Source organism: Modestobacter sp. SSW1-42 (genome assembly GCF_046635825.1).
In the GTDB taxonomy this organism is placed as follows: domain Bacteria; phylum Actinomycetota; class Actinomycetes; order Mycobacteriales; family Geodermatophilaceae; genus Modestobacter.
The window spans coordinates 180,788-196,573 of record NZ_JBISCA010000001.1; the positions used below are offsets into that span (position 1 = coordinate 180,788).

Annotated in this window: 22 protein-coding genes; 19 read left to right on the top strand and 3 right to left on the bottom strand. The window is 69.9% G+C overall.

What is annotated here, in order from left to right; genetic code table 11:
• Window positions 1–138 precede the first annotated feature (138 nt).
• From ACGBYP_RS00945 to ACGBYP_RS01010, 14 genes are all read left to right on the top strand, one after another.
• Window positions 139–870, top strand: coding sequence for an ATPase, T2SS/T4P/T4SS family (locus ACGBYP_RS00945; protein WP_411581391.1), 732 nt, complete (start codon window positions 139–141; stop codon window positions 868–870).
• Window positions 792–2,306, top strand: coding sequence for a recombinase family protein (locus ACGBYP_RS00950; RefSeq protein WP_411581392.1), 1,515 nt, complete (start codon window positions 792–794; stop codon window positions 2,304–2,306). Before ACGBYP_RS00945 ends, ACGBYP_RS00950 begins: the two co-directional genes overlap by 79 nt.
• A 230-nt stretch (window positions 2,307–2,536) precedes the next feature.
• Window positions 2,537–2,749, top strand: coding sequence for a hypothetical protein (locus ACGBYP_RS00955; protein WP_411581393.1), 213 nt, complete (start codon window positions 2,537–2,539; stop codon window positions 2,747–2,749).
• A gap of 5 nt (window positions 2,750–2,754) precedes the next feature.
• Window positions 2,755–3,063 carry a hypothetical protein gene (locus tag ACGBYP_RS00960; protein WP_411581394.1) on the top strand — a complete coding sequence of 103 codons (309 nt, stop codon included), beginning with the start codon at window positions 2,755–2,757 and terminating at the stop codon, window positions 3,061–3,063.
• The gene (locus tag ACGBYP_RS00965) at window positions 3,060–3,419 is read left to right on the top strand and encodes a hypothetical protein (protein WP_411581395.1); all 360 of its coding nucleotides are present in this window, start codon (window positions 3,060–3,062) and stop codon (window positions 3,417–3,419) included. The genes ACGBYP_RS00960 and ACGBYP_RS00965 overlap by 4 nt, the downstream gene beginning before the upstream one ends.
• Window positions 3,416–3,598: a hypothetical protein gene (locus ACGBYP_RS00970; RefSeq protein ID WP_411581396.1), complete on the top strand. Its 183-nt coding sequence runs from the start codon at window positions 3,416–3,418 to the stop codon at window positions 3,596–3,598. Before ACGBYP_RS00965 ends, ACGBYP_RS00970 begins: the two co-directional genes overlap by 4 nt.
• Complete coding sequence (locus tag ACGBYP_RS00975; RefSeq protein ID WP_411581397.1) at window positions 3,591–5,540, top strand: AAA family ATPase; 1,950 nt, start codon at window positions 3,591–3,593, stop codon at window positions 5,538–5,540. The genes ACGBYP_RS00970 and ACGBYP_RS00975 overlap by 8 nt, the downstream gene beginning before the upstream one ends.
• 273 nt (window positions 5,541–5,813) lie before the next feature.
• On the top strand, window positions 5,814–6,125 hold the full coding sequence (locus ACGBYP_RS00980) for a hypothetical protein (protein WP_411581398.1): 312 nt from the start codon (window positions 5,814–5,816) through the stop codon (window positions 6,123–6,125).
• A gap of 141 nt (window positions 6,126–6,266) precedes the next feature.
• Window positions 6,267–6,611 carry a hypothetical protein gene (locus ACGBYP_RS00985; RefSeq protein ID WP_411581399.1) on the top strand — a complete coding sequence of 115 codons (345 nt, stop codon included), beginning with the start codon at window positions 6,267–6,269 and terminating at the stop codon, window positions 6,609–6,611.
• Window positions 6,608–6,880, top strand: a complete 273-nt coding sequence (locus tag ACGBYP_RS00990) for a hypothetical protein (RefSeq protein ID WP_411581400.1) — start codon at window positions 6,608–6,610, stop codon at window positions 6,878–6,880. Before ACGBYP_RS00985 ends, ACGBYP_RS00990 begins: the two co-directional genes overlap by 4 nt.
• A complete protein-coding gene (locus ACGBYP_RS00995) occupies window positions 6,877–7,365 on the top strand; it encodes a hypothetical protein (RefSeq protein ID WP_411581401.1) in 489 nt (162 codons plus the stop codon). The genes ACGBYP_RS00990 and ACGBYP_RS00995 overlap by 4 nt, the downstream gene beginning before the upstream one ends.
• A 125-nt stretch (window positions 7,366–7,490) precedes the next feature.
• Window positions 7,491–7,931: a hypothetical protein gene (locus ACGBYP_RS01000; protein ID WP_411581402.1), complete on the top strand. Its 441-nt coding sequence runs from the start codon at window positions 7,491–7,493 to the stop codon at window positions 7,929–7,931.
• A gap of 130 nt (window positions 7,932–8,061) precedes the next feature.
• The gene (locus ACGBYP_RS01005) at window positions 8,062–8,916 is read left to right on the top strand and encodes a phage major capsid protein (RefSeq protein WP_411582215.1); all 855 of its coding nucleotides are present in this window, start codon (window positions 8,062–8,064) and stop codon (window positions 8,914–8,916) included.
• A 338-nt stretch (window positions 8,917–9,254) separates the two neighbouring features.
• Entirely contained in the window at window positions 9,255–9,608 is a 354-nt protein-coding gene (locus ACGBYP_RS01010; RefSeq protein WP_411581403.1) for a hypothetical protein, read from the top strand.
• Between the two features lie 55 nt (window positions 9,609–9,663).
• Here the strand turns inward: ACGBYP_RS01010 and ACGBYP_RS01015 are convergent, their stop codons facing one another.
• On the bottom strand, window positions 9,664–10,086 hold the full coding sequence (locus ACGBYP_RS01015) for a hypothetical protein (protein WP_411581404.1): 423 nt from the start codon (window positions 10,084–10,086) through the stop codon (window positions 9,664–9,666).
• On the opposite strand from ACGBYP_RS01015, the gene ACGBYP_RS01020 reads away from it, so the two are divergent.
• From ACGBYP_RS01020 to ACGBYP_RS01040, 5 genes are all read left to right on the top strand, one after another.
• The gene (locus ACGBYP_RS01020; RefSeq protein WP_411581405.1) at window positions 10,085–10,810 is read left to right on the top strand and encodes a CpaF family protein; all 726 of its coding nucleotides are present in this window, start codon (window positions 10,085–10,087) and stop codon (window positions 10,808–10,810) included. The two genes, ACGBYP_RS01015 and ACGBYP_RS01020, sit on opposite strands and share 2 nt — an antisense overlap.
• The gene (locus ACGBYP_RS01025; protein ID WP_411581406.1) at window positions 10,807–11,670 is read left to right on the top strand and encodes a type II secretion system F family protein; all 864 of its coding nucleotides are present in this window, start codon (window positions 10,807–10,809) and stop codon (window positions 11,668–11,670) included. Before ACGBYP_RS01020 ends, ACGBYP_RS01025 begins: the two co-directional genes overlap by 4 nt.
• Before the next feature lie 70 nt (window positions 11,671–11,740).
• Window positions 11,741–12,682 (top strand): type II secretion system F family protein, encoded by a 942-nt coding sequence (locus ACGBYP_RS01030; RefSeq protein WP_411581407.1) that lies wholly within the window; start codon window positions 11,741–11,743, stop codon window positions 12,680–12,682.
• Between the two features lie 28 nt (window positions 12,683–12,710).
• Complete coding sequence (locus tag ACGBYP_RS01035) at window positions 12,711–12,917, top strand: hypothetical protein (protein WP_411581408.1); 207 nt, start codon at window positions 12,711–12,713, stop codon at window positions 12,915–12,917.
• Complete coding sequence (locus ACGBYP_RS01040) at window positions 12,907–13,053, top strand: hypothetical protein (protein WP_411581409.1); 147 nt, start codon at window positions 12,907–12,909, stop codon at window positions 13,051–13,053. Before ACGBYP_RS01035 ends, ACGBYP_RS01040 begins: the two co-directional genes overlap by 11 nt.
• A gap of 154 nt (window positions 13,054–13,207) precedes the next feature.
• Here the strand turns inward: ACGBYP_RS01040 and ACGBYP_RS01045 are convergent, their stop codons facing one another.
• Together ACGBYP_RS01045 and ACGBYP_RS01050 are read right to left on the bottom strand one after the other, a co-directional pair.
• Complete coding sequence (locus ACGBYP_RS01045; protein ID WP_411581410.1) at window positions 13,208–13,582, bottom strand: hypothetical protein; 375 nt, start codon at window positions 13,580–13,582, stop codon at window positions 13,208–13,210.
• Entirely contained in the window at window positions 13,582–15,642 is a 2,061-nt protein-coding gene (locus tag ACGBYP_RS01050) for a hypothetical protein (protein ID WP_411581411.1), read from the bottom strand. The genes ACGBYP_RS01045 and ACGBYP_RS01050 overlap by 1 nt, the downstream gene beginning before the upstream one ends.
• Between the last annotated feature and the right edge of the window lie 144 nt (window positions 15,643–15,786).

The following is a 15,786-nucleotide window of genomic DNA, read 5'->3' on the forward strand; positions in this document are numbered from 1 at the left end:
GCTCCGGCGGCCGTTCACCGGACCGGGTGATTCCGGGCCGCGATTGTCACCCGTTGTCCACAAGGGCTCCCCGAGCGGGCCGCGCATCCCCTTACAGTCGCCGGACCAATCGTCGGATGGCTGCTCAACGGGGGTGTCGTGCCGGTCGCCAGCAACGTCGTCGACCTCGTCGACGGCGAGGTGCGCGAGCTCATCCGCCGCCGCGGCCTCGACCCGTTCGCCGACCCGGCGCCGGTCCGGGTGCTCGTCCGCGACGTGGTCACCGACTACGCCGAGCGGTCGCTGTCCTCGGCGCTGCCCCCGCTCGGTGACCCCGACGGCGTCGTCCGCGACGTGCTCGACCGGGTCGCCGGCTACGGGCCGCTGCAGCGCTGGCTCGACGACCCCGAGGTCGAGGAGATCTGGGTCAACGAGCCGGGGCGGGTGTTCATCGCCCGCCGCGGCCGCAGTGAGCTGACCACGACGATCCTGGGTGCGGGACAGCTGGCCGACCTGGTCGAGCGGATGCTGCGCACCAGCGGTCGACGCATCGACATGTCGACACCCTTCGTCGACGCGATGCTGCCCGACGGCTCGCGGCTGCACGTGGTGATCCCGGACGTGACCCGCCGCCACATGGCGGTCAACATCCGCAAGTTCGTGCTCCAGGCGCACAGCCTCGACGAGCTGGTCGAGCTGGGCACCCTGACCGCGCAGGCCGCCCGCTTCCTCGAGGCCTCGGTCGCGGCGGGGCTCAACATCCTCGTCTCCGGCGGCACCCAGGCCGTAGGTAACAGGTACGTTAGAGATCCATGCCCACCCGTCGCGCAGTCATCTACGCCCGCATCAGCGTCGCCCAAGAGGCATCCGTCAGCATCGAGCGCCAGCTAGAGGCGGCGCACCAGTACGCCGCTGCGCGGGGCTGGCAGGTGGTCGGCACGTTCACCGACGACGGCGTCTCGGCCAGCCACAACAAGCCCGTGGACCGCGCCGGGTGGCGCGAGCTGCTCGCCTCCCCGCAGAAGTTCGACGCCGTCATCATCTGGAAGCTGGACCGGCTGGCGCGGCGGGTGCTGGACTTCCACCTGGCGAACGAGGCCCTGCGCGAGCGGGGCGCGGGCCTGGTCGCGGTCGAGAACTCGCTCGACCTGACGACGGGCGACGGCCGGTTCGTCGCCAACGTCCTCGCCAGCTTCGCCGAGTACGAGGCCGACGCCATCAGTGCCCGCGTCAAGGCGGCTCGGGCCCACCTGCTCAACAACGGACGAGTCGTCGGCGGCACGGTGCCCTACGGCTGGAAGAACGTCCGGAACCCCAAGGGCGCGGGGCTGGTGCTGGCCCAGGACCCTGATCGCATCGACTTCGTGCGGAGCATGGCCGACCGCGTGCTGGGTGGCAGCTCCATCTACAGCGTCGTGCAGTGGCTAGAGGAGGTCAACGCTCCTACGCCTTCGTGGCGCGTCCCACTGGCCCGCAAGCCCTGGTCTTACGGCACGGTGGAGCGCATCCTGCGGCACCCGGTCCTCGCCGGTATGACGCCCTTCAACCCTGGCAACACGACCAAGGTGCGCGGGACCGAAGTTCGGCGCGGGAGCGACGGCCTGCCGGTTGTCGACGAGTCGGTGGCGATCCTGCCGGTGGCGGAGTGGCGCGCCCTGGTCGCCAAGCTGGACGACAACGACAGCGCGCAGTCCAAGCCGCGTGCCCTGCGGTCCAAGACCTCCGCGCTCCTGTCGGGCCTGCTGTGGTGCGGCGAGCACGGGGCCGACGGCGTGCGGATGCACCGGGGCACGGTGAACGGCCGCCACGGCTACACCTGCCCCAAGTGCTCCCAGTCGATCTCGAACTTCGAGCCCCTCGTGGTCGCGGAGTTCCTGCGGCAGAAGGGCGAGCGGGTGCGCTGGACGCGCGTCGAGAAGGTGTACGAGGGCGGCGCGGCCCTGCTGCCCGAGATTGAGCACCGGCTGGACGAGCTCGACCAGCTCATCCGTCAGGCCACCGACCGCGAGGTACGGCGCGAGCTGCAAGAGCAGCAGGCCGACCTCCTGGACCTGCGGGACGCCAAGCGCGAGGAGGCACCGAAGGTGTCCCTCCGCTACGACGACGCCGGGTGGTTCGAGGACGCCTGGGCGAGCGCGGGGGAGGACGTCGAGCAGCAGCGAGCGGTGCTGGACGACGCCATGGAGCGCATCTGGGTGCGGCGTGGCGGCACGGGCCGACACACGCCCGCGAAGGTGCTCGCCCGGCTGACGTTCGACTGGAAGGTGCCCGAGGACCTCGGCCCAATCGACCCGGACCAGCAGGCGGCCGACTACCAGGGGGAGTAGTTCCTGGTCACGAGCGTTCCCCGGCCGCCTGGGCTATGGTTCACCCTCAGTCGAACCAGCGCCCAGCGCTAGCTAAGACCTAGCAGGGCGGAACACCCTGCCGGAAAATACCCGTTAAGCACATCCCTCCCAAGCGAGGGGCGTAGGGCGCACGAGTCAACCGCCTGCCGATCCGTTCCAGGGTCGCTGCCAGGGGAGCCGGACTCACCCGGAACCTTCCGGAGTGCTCCATGCCTGACCCCTTGATGGCTGCCCGCTCGCGGCTCGCCAACCTCCACCGCGCCAAGGGCGGTGCCGACCCGGCTGCCGTCACCGACGCCAAGCGCGAGCTCAAGCGGCTCCTGCTTGAGCGCGACATCAAGCTCGCTCTGGCCGAGGCCCCACCCCTCACCGCCGACCAGCGGGCCAGCCTCGCCGCGCTTCTCGTGGGCGGCTCGAAGTGACCGCCGTGTGCAGCCGCACCCCGGTCGCGGTGGTGGCCCGGGATCTGGCGGCCGAGGTCCAGGCGGCAGCCATCCGGATGGTGGTGGAACTGGCGTGGGCCAACAACTGCACGATCGCCATCGTCGGCCGCACCTCGCGGGCTGATGGGGCCCTGCTGCTGTGCTCCGACGGATGCTGCCTGCTCCGATCCGGGGCCACCACGGTCATCCCCGACGTCGACGTGATCCAGCTGGGCGGCGCACCCGAAGGGTCCATCCGCCTGGAGCGCACCGACGGCCGCACCGCCGCGCTGGTGCTCGGTACGTCACGGTGACCGCCCACCTGGAGCCCGCGAACGAGCACGACTGCCAGTGCGGGTCCACGGCTCGCCAGTGGGTCGTCCTCAACACCGACGACCACGAGCCGCTGTGCCGCGCCTGCGCCGCGAGGCTGGCCTCAGAGCCCGCCTTCCGGGAGTCCCTGGCCGCTGCCCACCGGGAGCCGGTCGAGGACGTCCTGCCGCCGTCCCGGCTGGCGGTGGCCCCCACGGTCCCCCTGACCCGCGTCGAGGCCGCTCGCCGGGGTGGCGCTGTGCGGCGTAGCTGCCGGGGATGCGACCTGGTCACCAACGCCGGTGCCCTGACGCAGCACCAGACGGCCACCGGCCACGAGGGGTGGGACGCCCAGTGAGCAAGTACCAGGAGCTGGCCAAGGCCCTGTGGCCCGAGGCCAGCGACGTCCGTGGGGACGGCAGGTTCGCCGCCGTCCACAGCTGCGACGGCACCACCACCGTGGAGCTTCACCAGACGGCTCGCGCCGCCATGGCCAGCGGCGGCCCGCAGCGCCACGAGCTAGTGCTCGATGAGTGACAACAGCAAGGCGGGCCCTGCCGCCCAGCAGAGCCCGCCTAAGTCCCCGACCGCCTCCAAGCAGGAGAAGACCGTGCTCCAGGATACCCGGTTGCTGCACGTGGCCACCGCGCCGCGCAAGGACAGCAGCCGGTGGCAGCAGCTCGACCCCATGATCTGGGAGGGCCTGCTCGACTGGCTCGACCTGGAGCACCCTGCCGATCGCCGGGAGTGCGGCGGGTACGTCCCTGGGCTCTTCCGTGATGAGGTGCGCGACGACGACCACCTGGTGTCCCGGTCGGTCCTCACCCTCGACGCCGACAAGGCCGGGCCGACCTTCCTGGGCGACGTCGCCCGGGTGCTTCCGGGTGTCGCCTGGGCCGTCCACACCACCTGGCGGCACCAGGTCGAGGGGGACGGTGACCGATACCGGCTCCTCGTTCCCCTCTCCCACCCCCTGGACGGTGTCCAGTACCGGCGGGTGGCCGAGGCGGTCCGCGATGCTCTCGGGCAGCACTGGGGGGTCGACAGGGGCTGCCCGAGCCCGGTGCAGTTCATGTACCGGCCGTCCACGCAGGGCGGCTACGTCCACCACGTGACTCCGGGCAGGCCACTGGACGTGGATGCCTGGCTCGCCCCGCCGCTGCACCCGTACGCCGCGAAGGCGATCGCTGCCGAGCTGGCCCGGCTGGACGAGTGCAACCTGCTCGGCTGGAGCGGGCCCGGCTGGAACACGACCACGCACGCGGTCGCCTGCAACCTGATCGAGTTCGCGAACAGCGCCTGGTCCGGCTACACGCTCGACCGGGCCGAGGCCGACCTGCTGGACCGGGCCCCGACCGACGAGGGGTTCGGCCTGACCGAGCACGAGGGGTGCTGGGAGAGCGCGCTGCGGGGCATGGGCGACAAGGCGCGGCCCGACCCGGGCAGTGACCCGGCCGACGACTTCGAGGCCGTGCTGGTCCCTCGTCGCTCGGACGGCGAGGACTGGCTGATCAACATGGTGCTGCCTGCCCGGTCGTACGGCGTGCTCGACGGTCCGATCGGAGCCGGCAAGTCCTCCATCCTCGGGCACATCGTCCAGCGGGTGACCGCGAAGGGCTACCGGGTCCGGTACTGCGTCGAGGACGAGCCGGTGTCCACCGCTCGGCACCGGCTGGAGCTGCTGGGCGTCGACATGGCGCTGGTGCAGCTCGACGAGGTGCCGGACCTGACCACCCCGGAGGCCCTGGCGCGGTACGCCGCTAGCTGCCGCTCGGCTGGGGTCGACCTGGTGCTGTTCGACCTGCTCGCGTCGGCCAACTCCGCCTACGAGGAGAACCGGCCGGAGAACGTCAAGAAGTGGACGAAGCTGCTGGTCGAGCAGTTCTGCACTCGGCACGGAATGAGCGTGCTCGGCACCCACCACTGGAACAACAACAGCAAGGCGGGCTCGGCGCTCGCCCGGCAGTCCGGCGGTGGCGCTCTGTCGGCGAAGGCCGAGTTCCACTGGTCCGTCGCCATGAGCAACGACCGCTCCGAGCAGGTGTGGACGGTGCACGCCCGGCGCAAGATCCCCGTCCAGCAGAACCGGTGGATGAAGGGCACGCCCCACTTCGTCGCGGTGCTGGAGGACGAGTACGAGCCGGGCGCGAAGCAGGAGCTCAACGTCTACACCGTCGACTACGAGGGCAACGCGGGCGACCGCACCGCCAAGGACGTCGCGGACGAGGCGGCACGGGAGTACGCCGAGGGCCGCAAGCGGACGTCCAAGGACGTGGTGCTGGAGGCGGGCGACGCGGTGGCTCGGTTCCTCCAGGGCCAGCCTCGGAAGCGGCCGGAGGTGGACCAGTTCCTGTACTGGCTGTCGGGCGAGCAGTACAGCCCGCAGACGGTGGTGGACCGCCTCCGGGACATCGGGGCCACCCAGTGCTCCCCGGAGGGCGTGCCCATGTCCGGCGGCAAGTACTGGGTGGTGGCGTGATGGGTGTCAGGGATTCCCTCTCCCCGAGGAATCCCTACCCCGTCTTCCGTATCGGTGGCCTGGCGCTCTACCCACACAACACGCGACCTGGGTGTTTCTGGAATCCCCACTCGTATGTGTGTGTGTACGGAGCATTAGGGATTAGTGATTCTGAGCGGCCGAATGAGCACACGAATCCCTAATCCCTAACGCTCCGGCACAAGCACGTTCGCCCCTGGCTGGCGACCTCCCCACAGACCGGCCCACCCAGCCGACCCCAATAAGGAGCTCCACATGACCGACGCCCTGACCCCGGTCTTCAGCGACCCCGTTCTCGCAGCCAGCTGCCCCGAGTGCGGCGGGGAGCAGTTGAGCCCGCACCCGGCTGGCCTGGTGTTCCGGCACCGCACCCTGGCTGGCTGCTCGCTCCAGGACGCCGAGGACTCACGGCTCGTGGCGGACCAGAACTTCTACGGGGCGCGGCCGACCACTCCCACCGAGCGGACCCTGCTCGCGGCTGCCGGCATCACGGTCTCCGAGGACGCGACGTGCCTCGTGGAGTGGTTGTCGCCCGGCGTCCGTCGTCGTACGTGGTTGGCCGCGTGACCGCCGTGGTGACGGTGGAGACCTTCGCACCGGCAAGAGGGGTGGGGGCTCATGGGTCACACACCCCCCGACTCCAGGCGAGCCGGTCGGAACATTCCATGACGCGACCCCTGAATGTGCTCGATCACGAAAGGACCCGAGATGCCCGATAGGACCCCTCCGGGGCTCAAGGCCGCTGGCAAGAGGCTGTGGGCGTCGGTCACCGACGAGTACGACCTGGACGTGCACGAGGAGGCCCTGCTCCTGGAGGCGTGCCGCACCAAGGACCTGCTCAACGAGCTGGACTCGACCGTCCGCCGGGAAGGCGTCGTCATCCCGGGCGAGCAGGGACCCCGGGTGCACCCGGCGGTGACGGAGGCTCGCCTGCAGAAGACCAGCCTCAACCAGCTCATCGCCTCGCTCCGCCTGCCCAACGAGGAGGGCACCCGTCCGCAGCGGCGCGGGAGCGCCCGCCGTTCCTACGGCATCCGCGGAGCCGTCTCGTGAGGGTCAAGGAGACGCGGTCGGCCGACGTCGTGCCCCTGGACGAGCTTCCCGAGTGGGTGGTCAACGTCTACGTCATGCCTCCGCCGGAGCTCATGCCGCCGGTGCCGCCCATGGACCCCGCCTTCGGCTTCCCCGAGGCCCTGTGGGTCGGCGTCCGCAACGACGCCGCCGCCGCCAAGGCCCGCCGGGCGTGGCTCGCCCAGCACGCCCCGCACGTGACCAGTCGGCAGCTCTGGCAGCGCCGACGCGACCTGAGGACCGCCCGATGACCGCCCCGACCAACCCCAACCCCCTGGAGGACCCCGCTGTGAGCACTGAGATGACCGACGCCAGCCAGACCGACACCGCCGCACCCGACGGCACCAACCCGCCGGAGGGCCCGGAGGAGGGGCAGCAGTCGGCCGCCAACCGGGAGGCCGCGAACTACCGGACCAAGCTCCGCGCCGCCGAGGCCGAGCGGGACACACTGGCCGGGACGGCCGCCACCTACCAGCGGCGTGACGCCGAGGCGCTTGTCGGTGATCGGCTGCTGTCGCCCGCCGACCTGTGGGTGGCTGGGGTCGAGCTGAAGGACCTGCTCGCCGACGACGGCACGGCCGACAAGGCCAAGGTCGACGCGGCGGTGATCAAGGTGCTGGCCGACCACCCGCACTGGGCCCCCAAGCGGCCCGGCGTGCCCCGCAACATGGGCCAGGGGCGGCGCGGCGGGGAGGTCGACGGCGGCACCAGCTGGTCGTCCGTCCTCAAGGGCTAGTGCCGCAGCGACACCCCGCCCGAGCAACAGGCGGGGTGTCGCTCCACGCCCCACTCTGTGTCACGCATTCACGGTCGCCCGTCTCAAGGGTGGTGCTGTGTCGAGCACACGAGGGAAGGACGTACATGGCTGACGACTTCACGCTTGTCTTCAGGGGCGCAGGCGAGCCTTCGCAGGATCCGGCCTCCATGGTCAAGCAACCCATCATCTTCGGAGATGAACACGTAGCTGACTTCTACTTTGTTCGCGGTCCCCGGCTCGCCGCCGTGGGCTTTCCCGATCCAGGGCGGTATCTGCATCCGGAGACGGTCACCGACCCCAGCAGCATCCGCATCTTCATCGATTCGGCGAGAGACATCCTGTGCGTCGAGTTCGTGGCCGGAGCTGGCTCGGCCGATGGACCGACAGCCAATCGAGACGCCGTGAACATCGAGCTTCCGAACGGAAGCACCCTGAGGGCGAACATCCTCACTGGTGCCGACGATCTAGTCGTGGGCTTCCTCGTCTATTCGGCGAGCGAGATGACCGGCCTGGGCGTTAACGACTACCCAGCGTTCCTCAACTAAGACGCAGTAGCCGAGCTATCGTCAGGTTCCGGTCGGTTCGCCCAGGTGGCGGCCGACCGGACCTGACGCCCCAGGAGGGCATGGGACGCGCCCGTGGCGCTGACCAGCGCGGCCACCCCCATTCGTCCTCCTGAAGGAGCGCTCCGCCATGACCATGACCACCGCCACCGCTGGCGTCATCCTCACCGCGACCCAGGTCGCCGAGCTGCTCGTGCAGCCGGTCGGCGAGGAGTCGGTCGCCGCCCAGCTCGGCACGATCGTCAACACCGAGTCGTCCACGTTCCGGATGCCCCTCGTGACCGCCGATCCGCAGGCCGAGTGGGTGTCCGAGGGTGACGAGATCGCGCCCTCCGACATGCAGTTCGACGAGGAGGAGATCGCCCCCAAGAAGGTGGCCGGTCTGACCTTCATCACCCGCGAGGCTGCCGAGGACACCTCCCCGGAGGCCGCTGCCGCCGTCGGCGCTGGCCTGGCCCGCGACATCGCTCGCAAGGTCGACCGGGCGTTCTTCTCCACCGTCGCGAACCCCAAGGCTCCCCGTGGCATCGGCCTGCTGCCGGTCAACGCCACTCCCGAGGACGTGCAGGGCCTGGAGGTCGCGGCGTGGGACTCTCTGGACGTTTTCGCCGAGGCGCAGTCGAAGGCCGAGGGTGTCGGTGCCGCCATCACGAACTTCGTCGCCAACCCGGCCGACGCCCTGGCGCTGACGACCCTCAAGGTCGCGACCGGCTCGCAGCAGACCCTGCTGGGCGGTGCCCGCTCCATCAACGGCGTGCCGCTGCTGGTCGACGAGGAGGTCCCGGCGGGCACCATCTGGGGCATCCCGGCGGACCGCGTGTTCATCGTCATCCGCGAGGACGCCACCGTCGAGACGGACCGCTCGGTCGCCTTCACCAGCGACCGGATCGCCGTGAAGGCCATCATGCGTGTCGGGTTCGGCTTCAACCACGCCGCCGCGCTGGTCAAGGTCTCGCTGACCGCCTGACGAGCTAGCGCTCGACTCGCTCCGGTTGGAGCACCTGAGACCCCCACCTTGCTCGGGTGGGACGGAGAACTGCCCCTGGACCGGTGCCTCTTGAGACCGGGCACGCCGGTCCAGGGGCGGTGCCCCCGCAACGAACGCCCCTCTCCCGGTCTTCGGGTCCCACACCGTGGTAGTCGGGTGGGAGGCAACGCACGCCAGCCCCGCCGGGCAACTCCGGCGGGGCTGGTTGTGTGTCAGGGGCCCGCTCTCGTCTGTGTGGGCTGGTTCACTGGCACTGCGCGGCCCGGCCGCCCGGGCGACCCGACGTACCGGCCCAGGCCGCGAGTGTGACGCCAGACGTGGAGCGCTACTTGGACGTGGACCGCAGGCTGAACGAGATCCGCTATGCGATGAGGCGTGCGCTCGACCTAGAGCATGCAGTGGGCAGCAGCGACGTGGACGTGCAGAGGGATGCCCTCCGAGCCCTGCGAGACTTCCAGGAGTTGGACGCCTACCTGTCCGGCGGCGGGCAGCTTCCCGAGCCGTGGGTGGAGGCCGCTCGCAGGTGGGACTACACCTCGCCCGAGAGTCGAACTCGCCACAAGAAGACCGGCACCTATGAGTGGATCCCCAAGCCGCCGAAGCCGGAGCCGGAACCCAGCCCCGAGCCGTCGAACGTGTTCCCGCTCCCGGACGGCCGACCACCTCGGTAGGACAACGCAAGCCAGCCCCGCCAGGTGATCCCGGCGGGGCTGGTTGTGTAGTGGCTCAGTCGTTCCAGGCGAAGTCAATGCGTGCGCGCAAGGTCCGTGCCGACAGGGCCATCATGCCGGTGCTCTCGCCCTCCACCTTGGTGGCGAGCTCGGCGAGCTTGTCGGCCTCGGCGCGGTTCAGCTTGACCGTGTGGTCGCCCGCCTTGCTGGGGGTGCAGGCCCGGAGCTTGGCACCCAGGGTGCCCCGCTTCTGCGCCTTGGCCATCTCGGCGATCTTCTTGCCGACCCACACGCTGATGGTCGGCTCCTCAGCCTTGGTCGCGGCCTTCTTCGCGGCGGGGGCCTTCTTGGTGATCCCCGCCTGCTCCATGGCGTCGGCGACCTCAGCGTCGTCCGCAGCGGCGGAGGCGTCGGGCAGCATCTCGGCGCGAACCTCGTCGACGGTGGCAGTCTCGGTGGCGTTCGTGGCGGCGGTCATGGCTGGCTCCTCGTGGCTTGCGGGCCCCTTTGGCCCGGCGATTCGACCTCTACCTCACGCCTGCCGACCGCGCTACCAAACGTGCCTGGTTGCTACCGCTTGTACCCAGGCCGGCAAGACCACGATGCTCAACTGCCTGGTGGCCGCCGTGCCCGCCCGTGAGCGCGTGGTCACCTGCGAGGAGGTCTTCGAGCTCCGCGTCCCGCTGCCCGACGTCGTCGCGATGCAGACCCGCCAGCCCAACCTCGAGGGCGCCGGTGAGATCCCGCTGCGCCGGCTGGTCAAGGAGGCGCTGCGGATGCGGCCCTCCCGGCTGGTGGTGGGCGAGGTGCGCCAGGAGGAGTGCCTCGACCTGCTGATCGCGCTGAACTCCGGGCTGCCCGGGATGTGCACGCTGCACGCCAACAGCGCCCGCGAGGCGGTGGTGAAGATGTGCACCTTGCCGCTGCTGGCTGGGGAGAACATCGGCCACGCCTTCGTCGTCCCGACCGTGGCCAGCAGCGTCGACCTGGTGGTGCACGTGGGCACCGAGCCCAGCGGGCAGCGCCGGCTGCGGGAGGTCGTCGCGCTGCCCGGCCGCGCCGAGGGCAGCGTGGTCGAGACCGCCGACGTCTTCACCACCCGCGACGGCCGGCTGGTGCGTGCCGACGGCTACCCGCCGCACGCCGAGCGCTACGCCGCGCACGGCTTCGACCTCGCCGCCCTGCTCGGTGACCGCGGGTGACCGTCTCCGGTGGGCTGCTGGGTCTGCTGCTCGGGGTGGGGCTGTTGCTGGTCTGGCGCAGCGGCTCGCGCGCGCCGGTGCGCCGGTCCGGGAGCGCACGTCCCGGCCGCCGGCAGCAGCTGCTCGGCGCGGCCGGCCTGACCGGGATCAACTCCGCGCAGCTGCTCGCCCTGCAGGTCGTGCTCGGGCTGGTGGTCACCGTGCTGGTGCTGTTGACCACGCGGACGGTGACGATCAGCCTCGCCTTCGGGGTGTTCGGCTCCGCCGTCCCGTACCTGCTGGTGCGCCGGCTGGCCGCCAAGCGCCGGGCCGACCTGCGCGAGGTGTGGCCCGAGGTCGTCGACAACCTGGCCTCGGCCGTGCGCGCCGGGCTCTCCCTGCCCGAGGCGCTGTCGGCGCTCGCCGTCCGCGGGCCGGAGGTGCTGCGCGGGTCCTTCGCCCGGTTCGCCGCCGACCACCGCTCCAGCGGCCGGTTCAGCGACGCGCTCGACCGGCTCAAGGACGACCTGGCCGACCCGGTGGGCGACCGGATCGTGGAGACGCTGCGGGTCGCTCGCGAGGTCGGTGGCAGCGACCTGGGGCGGGTGCTGCGGACGCTGGCCACCTTCCTGCGCGAGGACGCCCGCGCCCGGGCCGAACTGGAGACCCGGCAGGGGTGGGTGGTCCAGGCCGCCCGGCTCGCGGTCGGTGCGCCCTGGGTGGTGTTGCTCCTGCTGGCCACGCAGCAGCAGACGCTGAGCGCCTACGACAGCCCGGTCGGGACGGCGCTGCTGCTCGGTGGTGGCGCGGTGTGCGTGGTGGCCTACCGGCTCATGCTGCGGATCGGGCGGCTGCCGGAAGACGTGCGGGTGCTCCAGTGAGTGAGCACCGCCGCGACCGCCAGCGAGCGGGGCGCGGAGCGGACGGGTCGCGGAGCGACGGGGTGTCGTGGTGAGCGCGGGCCTGCTCGGGATGCTGCTCGGCTCTACGGCGGCTGCCGGGGTCCTGCTGGCAGTCAGCTTCGCGCCGCCGATGCGGCAGGTGCGGCTGGTCGACCGGCTCGCGCCCTACGTGCACGACACCCCGGCGCCGTCGCGGCTGCTGGGGACGGCGACCCAGCCCGGGATGCTCACCGCCGCCCGGCGGGTGTTCGGGCCACTGCTCGCCGACGGCGCGCGCCACGTCGACCGGCTGCTCGGTGGCCGCGTCGCCGTCCGGCGCCGGCTCGACGCCCTCGGCGCGGAGACCTCCGTGGAGGACTTCCGGGTCGAGCAGGTGGTGTGGGGCGGGCTCGGGCTGCTGGGCGGGGCGCTGCTCACCACGGTCGGCTCGGCGCTGGCCGGCTCGGTCAACGTGCTGTCGGCGGTGCTGCTGTGCGTGGCCGGGCTGGTCGGCGGCGTGCTCGGCCGCGACTGGTGGCTCACCCAGCAGGTGCAGCGCCGCGAGGAGCTGCTGCTGGCGGAGTTCCCGGTCGTCGCCGAGCTGCTCGCACTGGCGGTGACGGCGGGGGAGAGCCCGACCGCGGCGATCGCCCGGGTGACCCGGCTGTCCGGCGGCGAGCTGGCCCGCGAGCTCGCGGCGACGCTGGGCCGCGCCCGGGCCGGCGTCCCGCTGGTCGAGGCGCTGCAGCAGCTGGCCGACCGCACCTCGCTCGATCCGCTGGCCCGCTTCGTCGACGGCGTGATCGTGGCCATCGAGCGCGGCACGCCGCTGGCGGAGGTGCTGCGCGCCCAGGCCGCCGACGTCCGGGAGGCCGGCAAGCGCCGGCTGCTGGAGGCCGGCGGCCGCAAGGAGATCCAGATGATGGTGCCGGTCGTCTTCCTGGTGCTGCCGGTCACCGTCCTGTTCGCCCTGTTCCCGGGGCTGATCAGCATCGTCTCGCTGGCGCAGTGACGCCGGTGACCAACAGAGAGGACGAGGGATGCGCGCCCACGCGTACCTGACCGCTGCACTCGCCGCCCTGGCGGCCCGGCTGCACGACGACGATCCCGAGCGCGGTGACGTGCCCGGCTGGGTCATGATCACCGTGATGACGGCGGCGCTGGTGCTGGCCATCCTCATCCCGTTCCGCGAGGCGATCGTGACCGCGGTGACCACCGCGCTGGGCTCCGTCACGAGTGTCCAGTGAACTGAGCGGCGGCGGCGGCGGCGCCGACGACGGCGAGCGGGGCAGCGCGGTCGTCGACTTCGTGCTGGTCAGCGTGCTGGTGGTGGCGCTGCTGATGGCGGTGCTGCAGGTGGCGGTCTACGTGCACCTCGAGTAGTTCAGAGCGACCCCCCGTTGTGTCAGGCCCATCTGTGTCAGCACCAGCCGTTCATTTGAGGCCGTCGGGTAGCCCGACTGCTGCCGTGCGACAGGACTGACAAGGGTCTCCGTGTGTCAGGTTGCCGAGCCAGTCGGTTCTCCAGCAGGCTTCTTCAAAAGTCGAGCGGTGCCAGCGCCAGGCGGTCTTCGAGAGTCTCGATCCGCCGCTTCTGCGACTCGATCACCTGGGTCAGGCGTGTGATCGTCTCCAATAACTCCTCGATGGCTCCGAGCGGGTTCCGACGGATTGGGTCGTCCTCATCGTCGGGGCTCGTCATCTCCTCATCGGTCCGACCGTCCAGGACCGAGTCAGCGAGAGCCAAGGCCCTGGTGGCCTCCGGATGTTCACGCATGACTCGCGCGTACGTGCTTCGGCTCAAGCCCGAGGCGGCCACGATCGCCCCCTGCTTCGGTCTCGTCCCCCCACAGCGGGCGTACGTCGACGCGATGGCCGCGATCACGGCCTCAACGTTCTCGGTGAGTGCCATCAGTCGTCTTCTTCCACTACTCGAAGTTGCGCTTCCAAGCGACGCTTACGTTGCTCGAAGACCGCTCTCTGCGCCGACGGGACGCGAGGCATGCCGAGCCACCCAACCACCTGATCGAGCCGGTACTGAACAAGTTCTTGCTGGTCCTCTTCCAAGAGGACGTTCCGACAAGTTTCGGGACGACAGAGGCCCTGCATTGGCTCAGCCTTGTCGGTGCACTCCATCTGGGGTGCATACCGAAGGCAGTGGTTGACCGTTCCGGGGTAGAGTATTGCGGCCGTTGACTTGATCGCCGCAGCCAGTTCCGGGACGCGCATAACCTGCGTGGTGAATTGGTCGACTTCGGACTCTTCCGCCTCCGGGTCGTACGGCTCGATTGGCAACCCTGCGAGCAGGTCCCTGATCGTGCGGGTCAGGCCTCGACCAGCGTGTCCTGCCAGTCGCTGTTCCCCTTCCCACTCCCGCATGTACAGGTCCGCCGCCTTGGCGACGCGCTCCTGTGCGTCTCGATTAGTGAGCGTGTTCAACACTGTTCGCTGCCACGCTGTTGTCGCACCGTTGGCCGCGTATGAGTGGCTCATAGAGACGGCGGCGTGTTTCGCTTGCTGCTGGAAGGCGACGTCTCCCAGACCAACGAAGTTACTGATGGAGGCGAGGGTGAACCGAAAAGTCCGAGGATTGAGCATCGGCAGGTCGTCGCTGGAGCGGAGATACTGTTTCCGTCCATCGTCGTCGCGTCGCCTGCCTCCGCCCCAACCGGCGGTGATGGGTAGAAAGCCCATGAGGCGATCGTCCGTGTTAATCCGCCGCACAAAGTCCTGTACGGCCTGCCAGTTCTTCGCCTGGTCGGCTCGTGTAGTGCTAGCAAAACCTGTTCGAGCAACGTCCCGTGGGGGTCGGCCGTCCGTATCGCGGAGCACGGGCAGCGTCCGCAATAGGTGGTCCCACGTCGGCTCGGCGAGTTGCTCCAAGACCTCGCATGCGCGAATAACGGCAGGCGTCGCCCACCACTTCATCGGCTCTCCGGCTGCGTTCTTGATGAGTGGAGTCGTGATTGCGTCTGCGCCGTGCCACACGGTCCGCCAGCCAAGTCGGGGGATGCTGCTTAACTCCGAGTCGCGCATGGCGGTAAACGCCATCAACACAATCTTGCAGGCGTCCTGGAGAGTCTGCGCCTCAATGGACACAGATTGGAAGCAGAAGGCTGGTCGCCACGGGCCGACGGAGCCGTCGGCCCGCGTAATCTCGGAGATCGGTATGGGGAGACCTCCGGGAACCTTGGGCGTCCCGGACGCGATCCTTCGCTCGACCATCCCTTCGTCGCTGCCGTTGGAGATGCGGACGTTCCCGGCCGCATAACGCAATGTCGCGATGCAGACATCACCCACGTTCGCGGTGTTGCTCGACATGCGCGGAACCGTGGCAGTCGGTATTCCACCGATGGCGTCGATCGCGTTCTGCGTCCGCAGGTGACGAAGATGTGTGACGTCGGGATGCTGGAGTCGGACTGGATGGTCGCGAGGAACGGGAGCTCCGCCGGTAGCGCGGTCCGGCCGAAAATCTTTGACCCAGGCGATGGCCTTCAGGATGTCCGGGGCGCACTGCTCAACGTAGGCCAATGCGTTGCCCACCACCTCGCGGAACGTTTCGGGATCAATGCCCTGCGTCGCCAGGGTTCGATTGGAGGTGGTGTCGCCGGACCACACGGCGATGCCCGCATCCCGGGTTGGGTCGAAGCGCAAGCCACCCAAGGAGAGTACGGGGGCCATTCGATGAAGCGTGCGAACCATCATACCGTAGCGAGCCACGCCGAAGCGCTCGACGACAATCACGCGAAGTCGCCGTACATCGTGCTCGCTCCACCGAGACGGCAGCCCGATCTCTAGTTCGGCAGCCATCGATTCGAGATCCCGGAGGACCACATACCAATGCTCGATGGTTCCTGCCTTGAAAAGGTGTTCACGCTGACGGAGGTCGAGCGTGACCCTGTCCCTAAAGCGTCTCGCGTTGGCTCGGACGTACAAGACTTCGCGAGTGATCAGGCTCCATTCGGGACTCATGCTGGAGAAGTCGATTACCCGGCTCGATCGGGTTATGGTCGGGTCCGTACCGACAACCTCCCACGTCTCGTCGCCGAATCGTGGACGTGGCACCGGGCTGTGCCAGACGCCTCCGAAGACGGGAGCGAAGTCCTCGACTATGCT

Bases quoted from the DNA above. Each gene is read 5' to 3' on its own strand.
- ACGBYP_RS00950 (WP_411581392.1), top strand. From the start codon at position 792: ATGCCCACCCGTCGCGCAGTCATCTACGCCCGCATCAGCGTCGCCCAA.
- ACGBYP_RS00955 (WP_411581393.1), top strand. From the start codon at position 2,537: ATGCCTGACCCCTTGATGGCTGCCCGCTCGCGGCTCGCCAACCTCCAC.
- ACGBYP_RS00975 (WP_411581397.1), top strand. From the start codon at position 3,591: ATGAGTGACAACAGCAAGGCGGGCCCTGCCGCCCAGCAGAGCCCGCCT.
- ACGBYP_RS00980 (WP_411581398.1), top strand. From the start codon at position 5,814: ATGACCGACGCCCTGACCCCGGTCTTCAGCGACCCCGTTCTCGCAGCC.
- ACGBYP_RS00985 (WP_411581399.1), top strand. From the start codon at position 6,267: ATGCCCGATAGGACCCCTCCGGGGCTCAAGGCCGCTGGCAAGAGGCTG.
- ACGBYP_RS00995 (WP_411581401.1), top strand. From the start codon at position 6,877: ATGACCGCCCCGACCAACCCCAACCCCCTGGAGGACCCCGCTGTGAGC.
- ACGBYP_RS01000 (WP_411581402.1), top strand. From the start codon at position 7,491: ATGGCTGACGACTTCACGCTTGTCTTCAGGGGCGCAGGCGAGCCTTCG.
- ACGBYP_RS01020 (WP_411581405.1), top strand. From the start codon at position 10,085: ATGGCTGGCTCCTCGTGGCTTGCGGGCCCCTTTGGCCCGGCGATTCGA.
- ACGBYP_RS01015 (WP_411581404.1), bottom strand. From the start codon at position 10,086: ATGACCGCCGCCACGAACGCCACCGAGACTGCCACCGTCGACGAGGTT.
- ACGBYP_RS01035 (WP_411581408.1), top strand. From the start codon at position 12,711: ATGCGCGCCCACGCGTACCTGACCGCTGCACTCGCCGCCCTGGCGGCC.
- ACGBYP_RS01045 (WP_411581410.1), bottom strand. From the start codon at position 13,582: ATGGCACTCACCGAGAACGTTGAGGCCGTGATCGCGGCCATCGCGTCG.
- ACGBYP_RS01050 (WP_411581411.1), bottom strand. From the start codon at position 15,642: ATGAGTCCCGAATGGAGCCTGATCACTCGCGAAGTCTTGTACGTCCGA.